This is a genomic window from Hymenobacter glacialis, assembly GCF_001816165.1.
In the GTDB taxonomy this organism is placed as follows: domain Bacteria; phylum Bacteroidota; class Bacteroidia; order Cytophagales; family Hymenobacteraceae; genus Hymenobacter; species Hymenobacter glacialis.
The window spans coordinates 69,980-86,633 of record NZ_MDZC01000079.1 but is presented as its reverse complement, the minus strand read 5'-3'; the positions used below and the strand labels follow the sequence as shown (position 1 = coordinate 86,633).

Here is a 16,654-nt window from a genome sequence, read left to right as displayed (position 1 = left end):
TTACTGCCTGGCTTGTCAGCGCTGGGGCTCTTCACCTTTTACTGTTTGCCATGGGTCCCCAATTTCTTTTTGCCACGGGCATAGAAAACAGCAACCCCACCATTCAAAACGGCACGGTGCGCGTGGACGAAATGGCGAAATGCGGGCATTACGAGCATTGGCAGAAGGATTTTGAGCTGGTGCAGGAGTTGGGCATTTGCTTCCTGCGCTACGGGCCGCCCATTCACACCACGTTTTTGGGCCCGGGCAAGTACGACTGGGCCTTTGCCGACGCCACGTTTCAGGACCTGCTGCGGCGCAACATTGCACCCATTGTAGACCTGTGCCACTTCGGCGTGCCCGACTGGATAGGCAATTTTCAGAACCCCGATTTCCCCGTGCTGTTTGCCCAGTACGCCCGCGCTTTTGCCGAGCGGTTTCCGTGGGTGCAACTCTACACGCCGGTAAACGAGATGTACATCTGCGCGCAGTTCTCGGCGCTATACGGCTGGTGGAACGAGCAGCTCAGCTCCGACAAAGCCTTCGTGACGGCCCTCAAGCACATTGTGAAGGCCAACGTGCTGGCCATGCGCGCCATTGTAGAAGTGCGGGCCGATGCCATTTTCATTCAGAGTGAGTCGTCGGAATACTTCCACGCCGAAAACCCGGCCGCCATTCGCCCGGCTGAAATCATGAACGCCCGCCGCTTTCTGTCGCTGGACCTGAACTACGGCCGGCGCGTGGACTCCGAAATGTACGAGTACCTGATGGACAGCGGCATGACGCGCGAGGAATACCACTTCTTCATGCACAACAACCTAAGGCATCATTGCATCATGGGCAATGACTACTACAGGACCAACGAGCACCGCGTGTCAGCCGACGGCCGTACCCGCGCGGCGGGCGAAATTTTTGGTTACCACGTCATCACCAGCCAGTACCACGACCGTTACCGCCTGCCCGTGATGCACACCGAAACCAACCTCTGGCAGGGTCCCTGCGGCGACGAAGCCGTGAACTGGCTCTGGAAAGAGTGGGCCAATGTACTGCGCGTGCGCAACGACGGCGTGCCCGTGGTGGGATTTACGTGGTATTCCCTCACCGACCAGGTGGACTGGGATACCGCCCTGCGCGAAGACAACGGCAACCTCAACCCCCTCGGCCTCTACGACCTGAACCGCAACATCCGGCCCGTGGGCCAAGCCTACAAGCAACTCATCGCCGACTGGGACCACGTGCTTCCAACCCGCAGCATCTGCCTGCAGGTGCCCATCGTAATGCCCCAGGAAAGCCACCGCATCTGGGCCCAGGCGCAGGAACGCAAGGCCAAAGCCGACTAGGCCAACCGGTCGACCGCACCGGCCAACACCCCTTCTGTTGATGCCACCTAGTTTCGCTCTCTTTCTCCGCAAGGCGCCAGTCATCGTTTGGTTCAAAGGGTGAATATCCGTCGATGGGCAAACGAAAAAGGGCCAGTCAATAATGAATTGCCTGACCCTTTTAGTAAGCTAAAGAGTGTGGGTTTCGGCTTATTTACGGCTTTTCTTAGCTGCGGACTTCGTGCTGGCCATGGTCGGCGACACGAGTTGGCCGTTGCGCACAATCGTTTTGCCGTCTATTTCCACCGTGGCGTTGATGATAGGGAAGCTGTACCCACCTGGTGTTTTATTCTGGCCGCCATACAGCGCATTATTGCCCGTGTTTACGTACACCATGCCGGCCGCGGTGGCCGGGTGGTACGCCTTTGCGTTATCCGTTTTCATCAAGGGATTAAGCCCGATGGAAAACTTGTCTACTTGAAGCCCGGGAGCGCCGTAGGCAGCCATTTGTGCTTTGAAAGCATCGGCTCCCACCTCGGCCTGCACGTTTTCGACTTGACCGTTTTTTAAGTCGGCTTTGAAGCCTTTCAGCGGTTTGCCGTCGGAGACGTTGTCGTTGGCAACCGCGAGCCGGCCCGTAGCCGAAGTTTCTTGGAAGGTGCCGTAGACTAGCCCGCCGGGCAAGTTCGCCGTCCGGTTGTAGATGAGTTTTTCCTGTTGGTCGGCCGCCGACAATACCCCATCATCGGCAAACACGGGGCGGCTGCCCAAGTCCACGGTCAGGTCGGTGCCTTCCGGCGAGGTGATGTGCATTTTTTTACCCGTAGCCAGGAGCTGCTTCATCTGCTCGGCTTGCACGGCAATGGCCGAGTAGTCGGCCCCGATGCTGCCCCATATCATTTGCTCGTAGCCAGCGTAGTCGAGCTGTTGCGCCGCCGCGTAACTTTTGCTCGGGTAGGTTACATACACGCCCCGCTGCATGCTAGCATCTAATTTCTGTTGGTAGCCAGATGCCGCAGCCACCTGGCCGAATTTAGCTCGACGGGCCGTGCTTATGCCTGTCACCACCGCGCGACCGTCTTCAACAGTAGGCAAGCCAATGAACACATCGGCTTGCAACGACATGTTGCTGAACTTATTGGCTTGAATGGCTTCTTCGGGCGTTTCCAAGTTCACGGCGCGCACCACTTTATCAGTTTGGACCCACATGCGGGGCTGTCCGCCAGCGCGGGCCACTTCCACGGCTATGGCTTCCATGAGCGGCATCGTGTGCTGGCCACCCGAAATGATGACTGCCTCGCCGGGTTTTACCCCGGCCGAGGTGTTCACGATTTGCTTGGCAATTTTTTCGTAATCCTGCCCGAAGGCCGAACCGGCTGATAAGAGCAAGGCCGCAGCACAGGCTATTTGCGTAAAGTTTTTCAAAATCGTAACGGGGTTAAAGAGTAAAAAAATGATTTTGGGGTTGGCGCAACCGGTCACGCCGCCTGTCAAGCACTGACGGGCGCAAGCGGAAGAAAATCAGGCTATTTGCTGAAGCACCAATTGCTTATCCAATGTTACAACTAATTATATTAAGTTTAGATAATTTTGTACTTAATTAAAAATTTATTTTATTTTATCTTGCAAATATTCGATTATGATTTTCCATCAATACGCGGGCAGTTCTGGCCTACAGGCCATGCGTGAGGCGCTGATGGGCCAGTGGCAGAACTTCGGCACGGGCGTTGCAAGAGGTGCTTTGCTGGTACCCTTCGCCTGCCCTATCCCTTATGAACAACCGCACCCTTACCGTCCTTGTCCTGCTGCTGGCTGGTTCGCTCAACGCTTCGGCTCAGTTTCGCCTGCCCGGCCTGATAAACATCAAGCTGCCTACGGGGGTGAGAACTCCTACCGGCAACACCAGTAGCAAGCCCACTGGCGGCCTCTCCAACACCGAAGCAGCCAACGGCCTGAAAGCCGCCCTGATGCAGGGCATCGGCAAGGGCGCCGACCAGGCTTCGCAAACCGACGGCTTCTACCTGAACCGCCTCATCCGCATCCCGTTTCCGCCCGATGCCCAGCGCGTGGCCACCACGCTGCGCAGCATCGGGTTGGGCAGCCAGGTCGATAAGTTTGAGCTGAGCCTGAACCGCGGGGCCGAGGACGCGGCCCGTAGCGCCAAGCCCATTTTCCTGTCGGCCATCAAAAGCCTCACCTTTTCGGACGTGTGGAACATTCTCACGGGCCAGCCCGACGCCGCCACCCAGTACCTGAAGCGCACCACCAGCACCCAGCTCACCAGCGCATTCGCCCCCATCATGCAGCAGAGCCTGAGCAAAGTAGGCGCCACCCGCTACTACACCGACCTGGCCACCACCTACAACCAGCTGCCGCTGGGCCAGCCCGTGCAAACCGACCTCACGGAGTACGCCACCGGCAAAGCCGTGGACGGCCTTTTCACGCTCATCGCCCAGGAAGAAGCCAACATCCGCGAAAACCCCGTGGCCCGCACCACCGAATTGCTGCGCCGGGTGTTTGGCCGCAACAGCTAGCGCCTTGGCTTAATTGAATTGATATGCCGGGTGGCGTATGTTTGCGGGCCCTTACCGCAACCGTACGCCACCTTCTTCTTATGTCCAAACTAACTATTCGCAGCCTTGCCGAGCTGGAGGCCTGCGTGGGCCAGGAGCTGGGTGTTTCCGAGATGCACACCGTCACCCAGGAGCAGATTAACCAGTTTGCCGCCGCCACCCTCGACTTCCAGTGGATTCACGTCGATGCGGAGCGCGCGCAGGCGGAGTCGCCGTTCAAGGCCACCATTGCCCATGGCTACCTCACGGTGGCCCTGCTGCCCTACCTGTGGCAGCAAATCGTGGCCATCGAAAACCTGAAAATGCAGGTGAACTACGAAATCGAAAGCCTGCGCTTCAACCAGGCCGTGACTGTGAACAGCCAGGTGCAACTGCGCGCTAGCATGCTCTCTGTGGCCAACCTGCGCGGCATTGCAAAGGCCCGTGTGGGCGTAACCCTGGAAATTGAAGGCTCCAAAAAGCCCGCCTACACGGGCGTGGTCACGTTCCTATACCACTTCCAGGAACCGGCATAAGGCTAGACCGAAACATTAAAACTCAGAAGGTCATGCTGAGCTTGTCGAAGTATCTCTACTGCGCCACCAAACAGATTTAGTATTGCGGTAGAGATGCTTCGGCAAGCTCAGCATGACCGTTCTGGGTATCCTAAAGTCGGAACCTACTCTGCGGCCTGGTCTTCCAGGTACTCCTCGCCTTCCCGCACCGGCAGCATATCCTTGGCTTCTTCCTCGGTGAACAGCCGCGAGCGAATCAGAAACCGCACGCCCAGCGGTATTTCCAGCGAGAAGCTGGCGCCCCGGCCCTTGGTCACGTCCACGGTGAGCTGGGTGTGCTGCCAATACTCGAACTGGCTGGTGCTCATAAAGAAGTCGCAGCCGTGAATCTGGCCCAGCCACACGTCGTTGCCGCCGATGCGGAACTCCCCTTTCTGGAAGCACATGGGCGAGGAGCCGTCGCAGCACCCGCCGCTTTGGTGGAACATGAGCGGGCCATTTTCGTCGCGCAGCAGGTCAATGGTGGCTTCGGCAGCAGTGGTAACGAGGACTCTTGGAGTTGACATGTTTTCAATGGGTAAATAGCTGAATGAGTGAGCTCCATTCTCAGCCGATGGGCCACTGCAGGAAACCGCTGCTTACAAAAACCTGATTTCGGAACGAAGTGCCTTGGGTGCGCGGCCTTTGCGATAAAAAAAATACCGCTTGCCATCGCGCTGGTCTTTTATTGTGCTGTTTTCAAGGTCGTAAAAAAGGCCGTGGGCCGGGTCGGTAAGCCGCGTAATGGCTCCTGTCTCGGCATTGCGCTGGTCTACCTGTAGGGGCCGGCCGGGCTGGGGCAGTGCATATACCCGCAGGGTTGGCATGCCGTGCCGTGGAGGTATCTCGCGCAGTACCCAATCCGGGTTATTTGTACCAGGCACTGGCAGCTTCTGGCCGTGGGCTTCTAGCGAAATGAACACGACACTCAAGGCGAGTAACCAGCTGTTTTTTGTTTGCATGGTAGTCAAACTGTTAAAAACGGGAATAGTTGAATCTACGCAAAAATCAGACGGACCGCTACTTAGCCGAGGCATTAGGCTTTCATCCTGACCAAACCAGAACGTCATGCCGAGCGCAGCCGAAGCATCTCTACCGCGCAACCGACTAAAGTTACTATTGCGGTAGAGATGCTTCGGCTGCGCTCAGCATGACGTTCTTTTTTAGCGACGATTCCGCCCAACGGCTTAAAAGAAGCCCAATTTCTGCTTGCTGTAGCTGATGAGCATGTTTTTGGTCTGGCGGTAGTGGGCGAGCATCATCTTGTGATTTTCGCGGCCAAACCCCGACGCTTTGTAGCCGCCGAAGGGCGCGCCGGCGGGGTAGTCGTGGTAGCAGTTCACCCACACGCGGCCGGCCTGAATGGCGCGGGGCATTGTGTAGAGCTCGTGGGCATCGCGGCTCCAGAGGCCGGCGCCGAGGCCGTAGAGCGTGTCGTTGGCCATTTCAATGGCCTCGTCGTTGTCTTTGAAGGTCGTCACGGACAGCACCGGGCCGAATATTTCCTCCTGGAAAATCCGCATTTTGTTGTGTCCGCGGAAGATGGTAGGCTGGATGTAGTAGCCCTCGGCTAGCGTGCCGTCTTGCTGCGAGTAGGCTTCACCACCCACCAACACCTCAGCGCCTTCGGCCTTGCCGATTTCCAGGTAGCTCAGGATTTTCTCAAATTGGTCGTTGCTGGCCTGGGCACCCATCATCGTAGCGGGGTCCATGGGATTGCCGAGCTTAATGGCTTTCACGCGCTCAATGACGCGGGTGATAAACTCGTCGTAGATGTCTTCGTGCACCAGCATCCGCGAGGGGCAGGTGCAGATTTCGCCCTGGTTGAGGGCAAACATGACGGCGCCTTCGATGCACTTGTCGAGGAAGTCGTCGTCGTGGTCCATCACGCTCTTGCAAAAGACGTTCGGCGACTTTCCGCCCAGCTCCATGGTCACGGGAATGATGTTTTCGGCAGCATACTGCAGGATGAGGCGACCGGTGGTGGTTTCGCCGGTAAAGGCCACTTTGTTTACACGCTTGTTGCTGGCCAGGGGCTTGCCGGCTTCCAGGCCGAAGCCGTTCACGACGTTGAGCACGCCGGGCGGAATCACGTCCTGCAGCAGCTCCATGAGCACCATGATGCTGGCCGGGGTTTGCTCGGCGGGCTTCACCACCACGCAGCAGCCGGCGGCCAGGGCGGGCGCAATCTTCCAGGTGGCCATCAGCAGCGGGAAGTTCCAGGGGATAATCTGGCCCACCACGCCCAGCGGCTCCTGAATCACAAGCGAGAGCGTGGTTTCGTTCAGCTCCGTGGCCGAGCCTTCTTCGGCCCGAATCACGCCCGCGAAGTAGCGGAAGTGGTCGATGGCCAGCGGCAGGTCGGCCGCCATGGTTTCGCGGATGGCCTTGCCGTTTTCCACGGTTTCCACAGCTGCCAGGTGGGCCAGGTTGGCCTCCATGATGTCGGCAATTTTCAGCAGCACGTTGCTGCGCGTGGTGGGCGAGGCCTTGCTCCAGGTTTTGAAGGCTTCGTGAGCGGCGTCCAGGGCCAGCTCAATGTCTTCTTTGGTGCTGCGGGCTACTTTGCAAAAGGCTTTGCCGTCGATGGGCGAGGGATTTTCAAAGTACTGGCCCTTGACGGGGGCCACCCATTTGCCGCCGATGAAATTGTCATAATGGGACTTGAATTTGGGACGTGCTACCACGGTGGAGGTTGCTTCGAGAGTTTCAGCCATGACGTTGTTAAAAAAGTAAAGGTTGAGTGGGAATGTCAGATGGTAAAGGTCTCTGAATAACCTTTTCACGGGTTGTGGTATTGTCTTAAAGTGTGCGGGAATAATCGCAACTTGTGGAGCGGCTTGAATAACAGGGCCCGTCATGCCGAGCGCAGCCGAGGCATCTCGCGTGCCGCAGTAATCCATCGTTAGACAATGCGAGCGAGATGCCTCGGCTGCGCTCGGCATGACGTTCTTCTTTCGTTTGTTCACCAATCTCATCCCACCCATGCCGTCCCGCCTGCACCTGTCCGCTGCCATTGCCCCGCTCGCCCCCGAGCGCCTGCACAGCCTCGTCGAAAACCGCACCGTGTACGCCCTCGATGGCTTTGAGCTGAACGTGTTCGAAACCCACCAAGCCGCCCACCGCGTCCGTCTGCGCCTCGAGGGTTTGGCCCTGACCACCATGCTGCGCGGCAAAAAGGTGATGCACCTGCCCGGCCGCGCCGCCTTCGACTACCTCCCTGGCGAGTCGGTGGTGGTGGAGAAAGAGGGGCTGATGGAAATTGACTTCCCCGAGGCCTGCCTCTGCCAGCCCACTCAGTGCCTGGCCGTGGCCATTGCGCCCGATACCATCCGCCACACCCTGGACCTGCTCAACGAGCGCTACCCCCGCGCCGAAGCCCACCAGCCGTGGTCCCTGCAGCAGCCCGACTACGCCCACCTCACCAACACCCCCGAGCTGACCGACACGCTGAGCCGGCTGGTGGCCGTGTCGCGCACATCCCACGCCAACAAGGACGTGCTGGCCGGCTTCACCATGCAGGAATTGCTGGTGCGCCTGATGCAGACACAGGCCCGCCAGCTCATTTTCCACGACTACGCCCGCTACGTTACCACGCACCGTTTCGCGGCCGTGGTGGACTACATCAAGCAGCACCTGTCCGAGAAATTATCCATCGATAAACTCAGCGCTCTGGCCTGCATGAGCAAGGCCACGTTCTTCCGCGTCTTCAAGCGCGAGTTCGGCATTACACCCGTCGAGTTCATCATCCGGGAGCGGCTGGGCGAGGCCAAGCGCCTGCTGCGCCACCCCTTGGCCAGCGTAGCCGACGTGTGCCTGCGGGCGGGGTTCAACAACCTCTCCTACTTCCAGGCTTTGTTCAAGAAGCACGAAGGCGTGACGCCAGGCGCCTATAGGAAGCAACTGGTGTAAGAACGCGCCTCGGCGCGTTCTTACACCGCGTATTCGATGGCCGTGATTTCCACAATTTCCTCGGTTGGCCCCAGCTTCAGCGGCACTTGCTTTTTCAGCTTCTGGCCCTGCACGGCCCGCGCAATGGGCGCCACAAAGGCGACTTTGCCGGCGGTAATATCCGCTTCATCCACCCCCACAATGGTGAACGTTCGCTCCTGCCCCACCCTGCCGCCGCGTACCGTGCGCAGCGTGACGGTGGCCCCAAAGCGCACTTCCTTGGGCGGCTGCCCGGCGGGGTCCACGGGTTTGGCGCTGCCCAGCCGCTCGGCAAGCAGGGCAATGCGGCCGTTGCAGAAAGACAGCTGGTGGGTGCGGTCGGTGTCGTTGTCGTGGTTGGCTTCGGCCAGGGCGCGCTCGGCTTCCAGAGCGATAAGCTCGGCGCGCAGCAGCTCCAAGCCGTGAGGCGTCACGTAGTTGGGCGTGCCGGGCGGCAGCGCCGCGCGGGGCGGAATGATGGGCGGCGTCTGGGCATCGTCCTCTTTGGTAAATCCTCGGCTCATGGATGGTTGAACGCAGGCACATGAGGCGGGTTGCCGGGGTGCGTGCGGCCCTGTGCAGCCGGCCCCAGTTATCCAGAGTCGCAGTAAGCTGCGCGGGGCGCAACCATCGGCAGCATCACGCTGTTGAAGGGGCTTTGTGCCCTGGCCACCGTGCCGCCGTTTCCTTCCATGCCCAGTACCGCTTTTGATACGCGTCTTCCCACCCTACCAATCCATGCGGTATCGCCGCCGCTCAGCAAGGCCCTGGTCTGGCTCATGGCCATCACCTGCGGCCTGGTGGTGGCCAACCTTTATTACAACCAGCCGCTGCTGGGCGAAATTGGCCGCACGTTTGGGCTTTCCGAGAGCCGCGTGAGCTTGGTGGCCACCGTGACGCAGGTGGGTTACACGCTGGGCCTGCTGCTGGTGGTGCCCCTCGGCGACAAACGGGAACGCAAGGGCCTCACCCTGATGCTGCTGCTGTGCGCCGCCGTTTGCATGGCCGGGGCTGCTTACGCGCCCAGCTTCGCGCTGCTGGTAGTGGCCAGCCTGCTGGCTGGGGTGTTCTCGTCGGTACCTCAATTGCTGATTCCCATGGCAGCCTCGCTGGCTTCGGAGGAGCAGCGGGGCCGGGTAGTGGGCAAGGTGATGAGCGGGCTGCTGATTGGCATTCTGCTCTCGCGCACCATCAGCGGCTACGTGGGGCTGCATTTCGGCTGGCGCGCCATGTACTGGGTGGGGGCTGCGCTCATGGTGCTGCTCACCCTGGTGCTGGCCCGGATGCTGCCGCGCAACCAGTCGCACTACGCGGGCAGCTACGGCAGCCTGCTCCGTTCCCTGGGCACCCTGGCCCGGCAGCTGCCGGTGCTGCGCCGCTCGGCGCTGGTGGGGGCCTGCCTGTTCGGGGGCTTCAGCGCGTTCTGGACCACGCTGGTCTTCTTTCTGGAAAGCGACGCCTACCATTACCACAGCGACGCGGCCGGCCTCTTTGGCCTGGTGGGCGCGGCCGGGGCCTTCGCGGCTTCCTTCGCCGGCAAATCGGCCGACCGCAAGGGGCCGGACTACGCCCTCACGCTGGGCATTCTGCTGTTTCTGGGCGGCTTCCTGCTGCTGGGCTTCGGCGGCTACCACCTGGCGGGCCTCATCGTGGGCGTACTTATTGTGGACGTGGGCCAGCAGATGGCCCACATTTCCAACCAGACCCGCGTGTTCAGCCTGCTCCCCGAAGCACGCAGCCGCCTCAACACCGTGTACATGACGGCCTGCTTCATCGGGGCTTCGGCCGGCTCCTTCCTGGGCGGCTTCGCCTGGGACCATTTCCAGTGGCCCGGCGTGTGCGCCGTGGGCCTGGGCCTGGTGGCGCTTGCCTACTGCGCGAATCGGTTTTACGGCCGGGAATAGTCCCCCCGCTACTGCGCGGCAGCCAGCCGCTCCATGCACGTGCGCAGGCTTGCCTGCCAGTGCGGAATGGCCACGCCAAGCTGGGCTTTGGCCTTGGTCTTGTCCATCACCGAATACATGGGGCGGGTGGCCTTGGTGGGGTATTCGGCCGTGCGAATGGCCACGGTGCGTGTAGGCAGACCGCCCAATTCGAAAATGGCCACCGCGAAATCGTACCACGACGTGAGGCCTTCGTTGCTGTAATGGTAGAGGCCAAACTGCTGGTTCTGGGTTTCGATGATGGTGAGGATGCAGCCCGCCAAATCGATGGCGTAAGTAGGCGTACCCACCTGGTCCCAGATAACGCGCAGCTCCTCGCGCTCGCGTCCAAACTTCAGCATGGTTTTCACGAAGTTATTGGCGTATTCAGAGTACAGCCAACTGGTGCGCAGGATGAAAAACCGGTCGGTGTGGGCCGCTATCACCTGCTCGCCTTCCAGCTTGGTGAGGCCGTACACGCTGATGGGCTCGGTGGCATCGGTTTCGAGCAGCGGCAGGTTACCATTACCGGCAAACACGAAATCAGTGGAAATCTGAATGAGCACGGTACCGTAGTCGCCACATAAGCGGGCCAGATTTTCCACACCGTCGCGGTTGATTTTGCGGGCCAGCTCTACTTCATCTTCCGCCTTATCCACGGCCGTGTAGGCGGCGCAGTTGATGGCATAGGCCGGGCGGTGCTGGGCAAAAAGCGCTGCCAGACCCTCCGTGTCAAGAATATTGCCCTGCGCCTCAGACAGAAACACCAAGCCGGACGTGCCTCTTTCCTGCGCTACGTGCGCCAGGCACTGCCCCAATTGCCCGGAGGCCCCAAAAATCAGTGTCGTACGCATTGCCAAGCCTTAAATGAAGCGCCAAAGTTAGGGTTGTTCCGGCGGCGGCAATAGTTTCAGGCCCGCCGACACTTCCTTGCCCACAATCACCTGCTTGTTTTTGATGGGCTCGAAGCGCACTTCGCGTGGCTGTTTCTCGCTCAGGTATTTCCAGTAGCGCAGGGGCATGTGGCGGCGGTGCAGCTTCAGGTTCTTGCGCTCCGGGATGTTCACGTGGTCGAAATACGACTGCCAGAGCAGCTTAAACAGAGGCTCGCGCTCATCGAGCACCGTGGCGGAAAGGTCGGAGGACTTCTGCGGCTTATCTGGTTCGAAGCGCACCACATCGGTGCGGGTCAGGTCGTAGTACAGGCCGTAATGGCGGCGACTGTCGTAAATCAGCCAGCGCTGGTCGGCGTAGCGCTTGGTGAAGTGCGCGGCGATGAGCGGCAGCACGTCGAAGTCGGGCTCGATGGTGGCGTGAAACAGCTCGTCGGTGGTTTTTTCGAAGCGCACGAAGGCTTCCATGCGGTGCTTCTCGCGGAACATCTGCTGGGCCAGGCGCTGGATGCGGCGCACGTCGGCATTGGCATAGTTCTCCGAAATATCGCGGCCGGAGCGCAGGGCCAGGTCCACGTACCGGAAAATGAGCAGCTCCCGCTCGGCGTCTTCGCTCAGAAACACGTGGTAGAGACGGGCGCGGGCCTCGGCATCCATCGTCTTCAGCAGCCCTTCCCACACGCGGGTGGCCAGGGCTTCGTCGGTTTCGCGGTGGGCGGGCTGGGCAAACAGGCCGGTCTGGGCCGTGGCCTCGGGTTGAATGCTGTTGGGCGCCGCCCGCCAGTCGTACACCGTAAAAATCACCGTGAGCAAGCCCTCAAACGTGCCATCGTAGGTATAGTCGCGGGGTGGCGCGGTGAGCTCGGGGGCACCAGCCCGGCGAGCGGGCGTGACACCAGGGGCGGAAGGCGGGCGGCGTACGGGTCGCAAGGGCAATAAAAGTTGAAGTAATAAAGCGAGGCTAACCGGATTTTACTACGGCAAAAATCACTGCTGCCATTCTGATTTCAACATGGACATCACGATTTTATCGTGGAACGAACCCCGCCGAAGGCAGGCCTGCCGCAGGCGGCCCTCCACCCTAAAACCAGCCTTAGCATACGCTTTCAAGCCGCCCGTGTTCGGCTCCGAAACGGTGAGCATAATCCGGTTGAGGCCGAGCGTGGTGAAGCCGATGGCTACTACTTCTTTGGTTACTGCAGTGCCGATTCCCTTACCCCAAAAGGCTTTTTCACCAATCAGAATAAAGTATTCACCCGATTGATTGGTAGTGGAGACGCCCGACAGCCCGGCGTAGCCAATCAGCTCGTTAGTATCCGTGGCGTAGATGCCCAAATTGAGGCTTTTTGCGTCCTGCAAGGTGGCCACAAACCAGGCATCTACCTGCTGGGGCGTGCTCATGGACTGAAAAACCGACATCGAAAACTCAATAACCTCCGGGTCGGCAATCCATTTATAGAAGTGCGCAACGTCTTCCCGTTGCAAAGGGCTAAGCCTAACCATAGAGCATTTTTTCAGCGAAGGTATCCACCTGGATTTTGCTGAAAGGCTACCAGCCGGGCGGCCCCTTATGCCGCCTGCTGCGTTTCCGTGCTCATCTGGGCCAAAGCGCGGGCGCGGGCATCGTCGTGCAACTGGCGCACCAGCGGCACCAGCTCGCTGATGCGGCAGCAGCACGAGAGGCGCGTGACTTTGTCAGAGGGTGCGACGACAGGCATTGGCACGTTTTGGCGATGGATGATTTTCATAACCGAGAATAAAATGTCGTTTTGCGCGCCGCCCAGGCTGCTGGTTTGTGCCTTGGGCCGGCCTTGCGGGAAGTGAGCGTCGTAGTTCATGGCGGCTTTTAAGAGGCTTGAGCGAATAAATCCAGCTGCTGCGTGACCAGCGCCGAGCGCACCGAAGCGCCCCCGAACAGAATCTGGCGGCGAACCTGCTGCTCGCTCAGCTCGCCGATGATGGCCCGGTGCTCGCCCTGGCAGGTGAGGAAGTACTTGGCGCGCTTGAGCACCACGCCCAGCTGGCGCAGGGTTTCCATGTTGAGTGAGGCAAAGCGGCGGGCGGCCACAATGCGCTTGGCCGAGCGGGCCCCCACGCCGGGAATGCGCAGTATCATTTCGTACTCGGCCGTGTTCACGTCCACCGGAAACACGTGGCGGTTGCGCAGGGCCCAGGCCAGCTTGGGGTCAATTTCCAGGTCGAGGTGCGGGTGGGCCGGGTCGAGGATTTCGTCGGCCTGGAAGCCGTAGAAGCGCATCAACCAATCAGTCTGGTACAGGCGATGCTCCCGGATAACGGGCGGCTGCGTCACCTGCGGCAGGCGGGCGTCGTCGGTCACGGGAATGTAGCCGGAGTAGTACACCCGCTTCAGGCCGTAGCCCGTGTACAGCGAGTCGGTGAGCTTGATGATTTCCAGGTCGGTTTCGCCGCTGGCGCCCACGATGAGCTGCGTACTTTGGCCGGCCGTGGCAAAACCGGGCACTTTCTTGAACAGCGCCTTCTCCTCCTTATTCTGAATAATACCGTCCCGAATCTGGGCCATCGGCGTCAGGATTTCCTGGTAATTCTTCTCCGGGGCCAGCGTGGTCAGGGCCAGCTCCGAAGGCAGCTCGATGTTCACGCTAAGACGGTCGGCGTACAGGCCAGCTTCGGCAATGAGCTCCTCGCTCGCGCCGGGAATGGTTTTGACATGGATGTAGCCGTTGAAATTGTGCTCGGTGCGCAGCTTCTTCACGATGCGCACGAGGCGCTCCATGGTATAATCGGGGCTGCTGAAAATACCGGAGCTCAGGAACAGCCCTTCGATGTAGTTGCGACGGTAGAAGTTGATGGTCAGGTCCACCACTTCGTCCACGGTGAAGGCAGCACGCTTCACGTCGTTGGAGCGGCGCGAGACGCAATAGGCGCAGTCAAAAATGCAGTGGTTAGTGAGCAGAATCTTCAGCAGGCTCACGCAGCGGCCGTCTTCGGTGTAGCTGTGGCAGATGCCCATGCCCTCGGCATTGCCCAGGCCTTTGCTCTCGTTTTTGCGCTTGCCACCGCTGCTGCTGCACGACGCATCGTATTTTGCGGCATCAGCTAATATGCTTAGTTTCTCTTGAATGCGCTCGTTCATGCGAAGTGGCTTGCTTTCGGGCTTAAAAGTAATATACAGCCGCCTATTAGGCGCTATTACTTAAGCTAATTTTTTTGGTAATAGTTTCTTTTTATCAAAAAATAAGCGGACTGTCATTTCCCGTTCTTTAGCAAAGTCAGCTTGTTCTGCACCGGCGTGGGACTGAGCCTGTTCCTGGCGGGCTGGCGGGCGCTTGCAAAGGCGCGCATGGGCTGCAGGCTCCTTTTCGTAATTTGCAGCGTTGCGCCCCATTATGAGCTTTCGCTTTTGTATTTTGTTGGTTCTGGTGCTGCTCCGGCTGGGGGTGCGGCCGGCGCAGGCGCAGGCGTTCGACCCGCGCTCGGCGGTGCCGCCCGACTCGTTGCGGGCCAGCCGAGAAATTCTGCCCCACCGGGCCGACTCCCTGCGCCAGCGCTTCGACGAGGAGCGGATGCTGAACCGGCTGAAGGCCTACTCGCGGCGCAAAACCCTGGCCGGGCGGGCCGTTTCGGCCCTCTTCAACTTCACCAAACGCCAGGAAGAGCGCGCTGGCCTCGATGCCGTGCTGCTGGACCGGCAGTTCGACGCCCACAATTTCAAAATAGTGCGGCGCGTGAACATCCGCACCCTGGACGCCTTCGGCTATAGCCTCACCGACTCCACCAAGGTGCCGCGCTCTTTCCTGGATAAGTCGGGCAACGCGTTCCACATCAAAACGGCGCGCTCGCGGGTGCGGCAGGTGCTGCTGTTCCGGCCCGGCCAGCCGCTGGAGCCCCAGGCACTGTCGGAGTCGGAACGCCTGCTGCGCCAAACGCCTGAGCTGCTCGACGCCCGCGTGCTGGTGAACGAAACCACCACCACGCGCGACAGCGTGGACATTGAGGTGCTCACCACCGACGTGTTCAGCACCTCCGGCGGGTTCGAGCTGGGGTCGGCCACGGCGGGGCGCATCACCCTCGGCGACCAGAATTTTCTGGGCCTGGGCCACCAGCTCAAAAACTCCTACCGCTACGGCCGCGGCCTGAAGAGCGGCACCGACCAGGAGCCCCAGCAGTGGGCGTACGAGGGCAGTTACACGGCGCCCTTCCGGCACTTCATCTTCGCCCAGGCCCGCTACCGCAACGAGTACAACTACCGCGGGGGCGGCCTCACGCTGCGCCGCGACTTCTACTCGCCCAGCGTCCGCTACGCCGGTTCCATAAGTGTCAATACCTTCAACCAAAACGTGGCCCTGCAAATCCCGGCACCCGGCGAGCCCTACGTGTACTACCCGCTGCGCTACTCCGTGCAGGACGCCTGGGTGGGCCGGGCCCTGCGGCTGCGCTCCTACGACCTGGGCTACGAAAACCCCGGCCGCATCATCGTCTCGGGGCGGGTGTTCAATACCAACTACCGCGCGGTGCCGCAGCCCGAACCGGGCGTGCCCATTTCCGCTACCGATTTCCAGAACGGCACCACGGTGCTGGGCACGGTGGGCTACTCCGTGCGCCGCTATTATAAGGACCGGTACCTGTTCGGCTTTGGCCGTACCGAAGACGTGCCCACGGGTACGCTACTCAGCTTCACGGCCGGCTACGAGTTCAACCGCGCGGTGCCGCGCCGCTACATGGACGTGCGCTTGGCGGCGGCGGGCTTCAGCACGCGCAGCGGCTATCTCTACGGGGCCGTGGGCGTGGGCGGCTATCAGCTGATGAACTCCTCGCGCCGTTGGGAGCAGGGCATACTCTCCACCGAGCTTACTTCCTTCACCAAGCTCTACAACCGGGGCAACTGGCAGTACCGGCACTTCCTGGGCAGCAAGGCCACCGTGGGGCTCAACCGCCGGCCGGGCGAGTTCCTGCAGGGCATCACCAACGAGCGGGGCCTGCGGGGCTTTTCGCCGGGCCAGCCCATTCAGGCCACCAGCCGCTTTGTGGTGAACTACGAAACCACGCTGTTTACGCCGCTCTCGCTGCTGGGCTTCCGGCTGGCGGGCGTGGCCTTTGCCGATGCCGCCTGGGTGAGTGAGCGCCCCCGCGGGGGCACGCCCTTCTCGGGCTCGCCTTACACCGGGTTTGGCCTGGGCCTGCGGTTTCGCAACGAGTTCACGGCCCTGCGCACCTTCCAGATACTGGTGGGCTACTACCCGCGCGGCATTACCGCCGCCAACGGAATACGCCTGTTTGAGACGAACCGCGAGACGGTGACTTTCACCGACTTTGGCCTGGGCCAGCCCGGCACGGGCCTTTACCAGTAAAACCTGCTAAATACTCGTGTAGCAGTAAGCGTACTGCATTTAAAACGTCATGCTGAGCGCAGCCGAAGCATGACCGCCTTTTTTGCTACGGTTATTTTTGCGTGAGCACTTGAAAAGCCGTCGGGGGTGGCGGAGGAACCAGGCACACAGCACCTGGTTTCTCCGCACCCCCCGA

At 60.4% G+C, this 16,654-nt stretch carries 17 protein-coding genes; 6 read left to right on the top strand and 11 right to left on the bottom strand.

Annotated elements, in window-relative coordinates; all coding sequences use genetic code 11:
• Positions 1-50: 50 nt before the first annotated feature.
• On the top strand, positions 51-1,319 hold the full coding sequence (locus tag BEN48_RS12625; RefSeq protein WP_070735291.1) for a family 1 glycosylhydrolase: 1,269 nt from the start codon (positions 51-53) through the stop codon (positions 1,317-1,319).
• A gap of 189 nt (positions 1,320-1,508) precedes the next feature.
• On the opposite strand, the gene BEN48_RS12620 is transcribed toward BEN48_RS12625, so the two are convergent.
• Entirely contained in the window at positions 1,509-2,687 is a 1,179-nt protein-coding gene (locus tag BEN48_RS12620) for an aminopeptidase (protein WP_158010179.1), read from the bottom strand.
• A 383-nt stretch (positions 2,688-3,070) separates the two neighbouring features.
• Here BEN48_RS12620 and BEN48_RS12615 point away from each other — a divergent pair, with 383 nt between their 5' ends.
• Both BEN48_RS12615 and BEN48_RS12610 read left to right on the top strand, forming a co-directional pair.
• Complete coding sequence (locus BEN48_RS12615; protein WP_083321041.1) at positions 3,071-3,832, top strand: DUF4197 domain-containing protein; 762 nt, start codon at positions 3,071-3,073, stop codon at positions 3,830-3,832.
• 80 nt (positions 3,833-3,912) lie between these two features.
• Positions 3,913-4,386 (top strand): MaoC family dehydratase, encoded by a 474-nt coding sequence (locus BEN48_RS12610; RefSeq protein ID WP_070735289.1) that lies wholly within the window; start codon positions 3,913-3,915, stop codon positions 4,384-4,386.
• A gap of 143 nt (positions 4,387-4,529) precedes the next feature.
• Here BEN48_RS12610 and BEN48_RS12605 read toward each other — a convergent pair whose 3' ends face one another.
• The 3 genes from BEN48_RS12605 to BEN48_RS12595 all read right to left on the bottom strand — a co-directional run bounded on the left by BEN48_RS12605 (position 4,530) and on the right by BEN48_RS12595 (position 7,121).
• The gene (locus BEN48_RS12605) at positions 4,530-4,931 is read right to left on the bottom strand and encodes a DUF779 domain-containing protein (protein WP_070735288.1); all 402 of its coding nucleotides are present in this window, start codon (positions 4,929-4,931) and stop codon (positions 4,530-4,532) included.
• A gap of 72 nt (positions 4,932-5,003) precedes the next feature.
• Positions 5,004-5,474, bottom strand: a complete 471-nt coding sequence (locus BEN48_RS12600) for a hypothetical protein (protein ID WP_125932623.1) — start codon at positions 5,472-5,474, stop codon at positions 5,004-5,006.
• Between the two features lie 117 nt (positions 5,475-5,591).
• On the bottom strand, positions 5,592-7,121 hold the full coding sequence (locus BEN48_RS12595) for an aldehyde dehydrogenase family protein (RefSeq protein WP_070735286.1): 1,530 nt from the start codon (positions 7,119-7,121) through the stop codon (positions 5,592-5,594).
• A gap of 268 nt (positions 7,122-7,389) precedes the next feature.
• On the opposite strand from BEN48_RS12595, the gene BEN48_RS12590 reads away from it, so the two are divergent.
• Positions 7,390-8,316: an AraC family transcriptional regulator gene (locus tag BEN48_RS12590; RefSeq protein WP_070735285.1), complete on the top strand. Its 927-nt coding sequence runs from the start codon at positions 7,390-7,392 to the stop codon at positions 8,314-8,316.
• A 20-nt stretch (positions 8,317-8,336) separates the two neighbouring features.
• Here BEN48_RS12590 and BEN48_RS12585 read toward each other — a convergent pair whose 3' ends face one another.
• Positions 8,337-8,858, bottom strand: coding sequence for a GreA/GreB family elongation factor (locus BEN48_RS12585; protein ID WP_070735284.1), 522 nt, complete (start codon positions 8,856-8,858; stop codon positions 8,337-8,339).
• Positions 8,859-9,026: 168 nt separating this feature from the next.
• Between BEN48_RS12585 and BEN48_RS12580 the strand changes: the two genes are divergently transcribed.
• Positions 9,027-10,238, top strand: coding sequence for an MFS transporter (locus BEN48_RS12580; RefSeq protein WP_083321040.1), 1,212 nt, complete (start codon positions 9,027-9,029; stop codon positions 10,236-10,238).
• Between the two features lie 8 nt (positions 10,239-10,246).
• Here the strand turns inward: BEN48_RS12580 and rfbD are convergent, their stop codons facing one another.
• The 6 genes from rfbD to BEN48_RS18805 all read right to left on the bottom strand — a co-directional run bounded on the left by rfbD (position 10,247) and on the right by BEN48_RS18805 (position 14,516).
• Positions 10,247-11,110: a dTDP-4-dehydrorhamnose reductase gene (gene rfbD / locus BEN48_RS12575; protein ID WP_070735283.1), complete on the bottom strand. Its 864-nt coding sequence runs from the start codon at positions 11,108-11,110 to the stop codon at positions 10,247-10,249.
• 27 nt (positions 11,111-11,137) lie between these two features.
• A complete protein-coding gene (locus BEN48_RS12570; protein ID WP_193408677.1) occupies positions 11,138-12,079 on the bottom strand; it encodes a TIGR03915 family putative DNA repair protein in 942 nt (313 codons plus the stop codon).
• A 57-nt stretch (positions 12,080-12,136) separates the two neighbouring features.
• Complete coding sequence (locus BEN48_RS12565) at positions 12,137-12,634, bottom strand: GNAT family N-acetyltransferase (RefSeq protein ID WP_206599858.1); 498 nt, start codon at positions 12,632-12,634, stop codon at positions 12,137-12,139.
• 83 nt (positions 12,635-12,717) lie between these two features.
• Positions 12,718-12,987 (bottom strand): hypothetical protein, encoded by a 270-nt coding sequence (locus tag BEN48_RS12560; RefSeq protein WP_070735280.1) that lies wholly within the window; start codon positions 12,985-12,987, stop codon positions 12,718-12,720.
• Between the two features lie 8 nt (positions 12,988-12,995).
• Positions 12,996-14,264 (bottom strand): putative DNA modification/repair radical SAM protein, encoded by a 1,269-nt coding sequence (locus tag BEN48_RS12555; protein ID WP_070735279.1) that lies wholly within the window; start codon positions 14,262-14,264, stop codon positions 12,996-12,998.
• A 60-nt stretch (positions 14,265-14,324) separates the two neighbouring features.
• Positions 14,325-14,516, bottom strand: a complete 192-nt coding sequence (locus BEN48_RS18805) for a hypothetical protein (RefSeq protein WP_125932622.1) — start codon at positions 14,514-14,516, stop codon at positions 14,325-14,327.
• 1 nt (position 14,517) lies between these two features.
• Here BEN48_RS18805 and BEN48_RS12550 point away from each other — a divergent pair, with 1 nt between their 5' ends.
• Positions 14,518-16,479 carry a BamA/TamA family outer membrane protein gene (locus BEN48_RS12550; protein WP_083321039.1) on the top strand — a complete coding sequence of 654 codons (1,962 nt, stop codon included), beginning with the start codon at positions 14,518-14,520 and terminating at the stop codon, positions 16,477-16,479.
• Positions 16,480-16,654 lie beyond the last annotated feature (175 nt).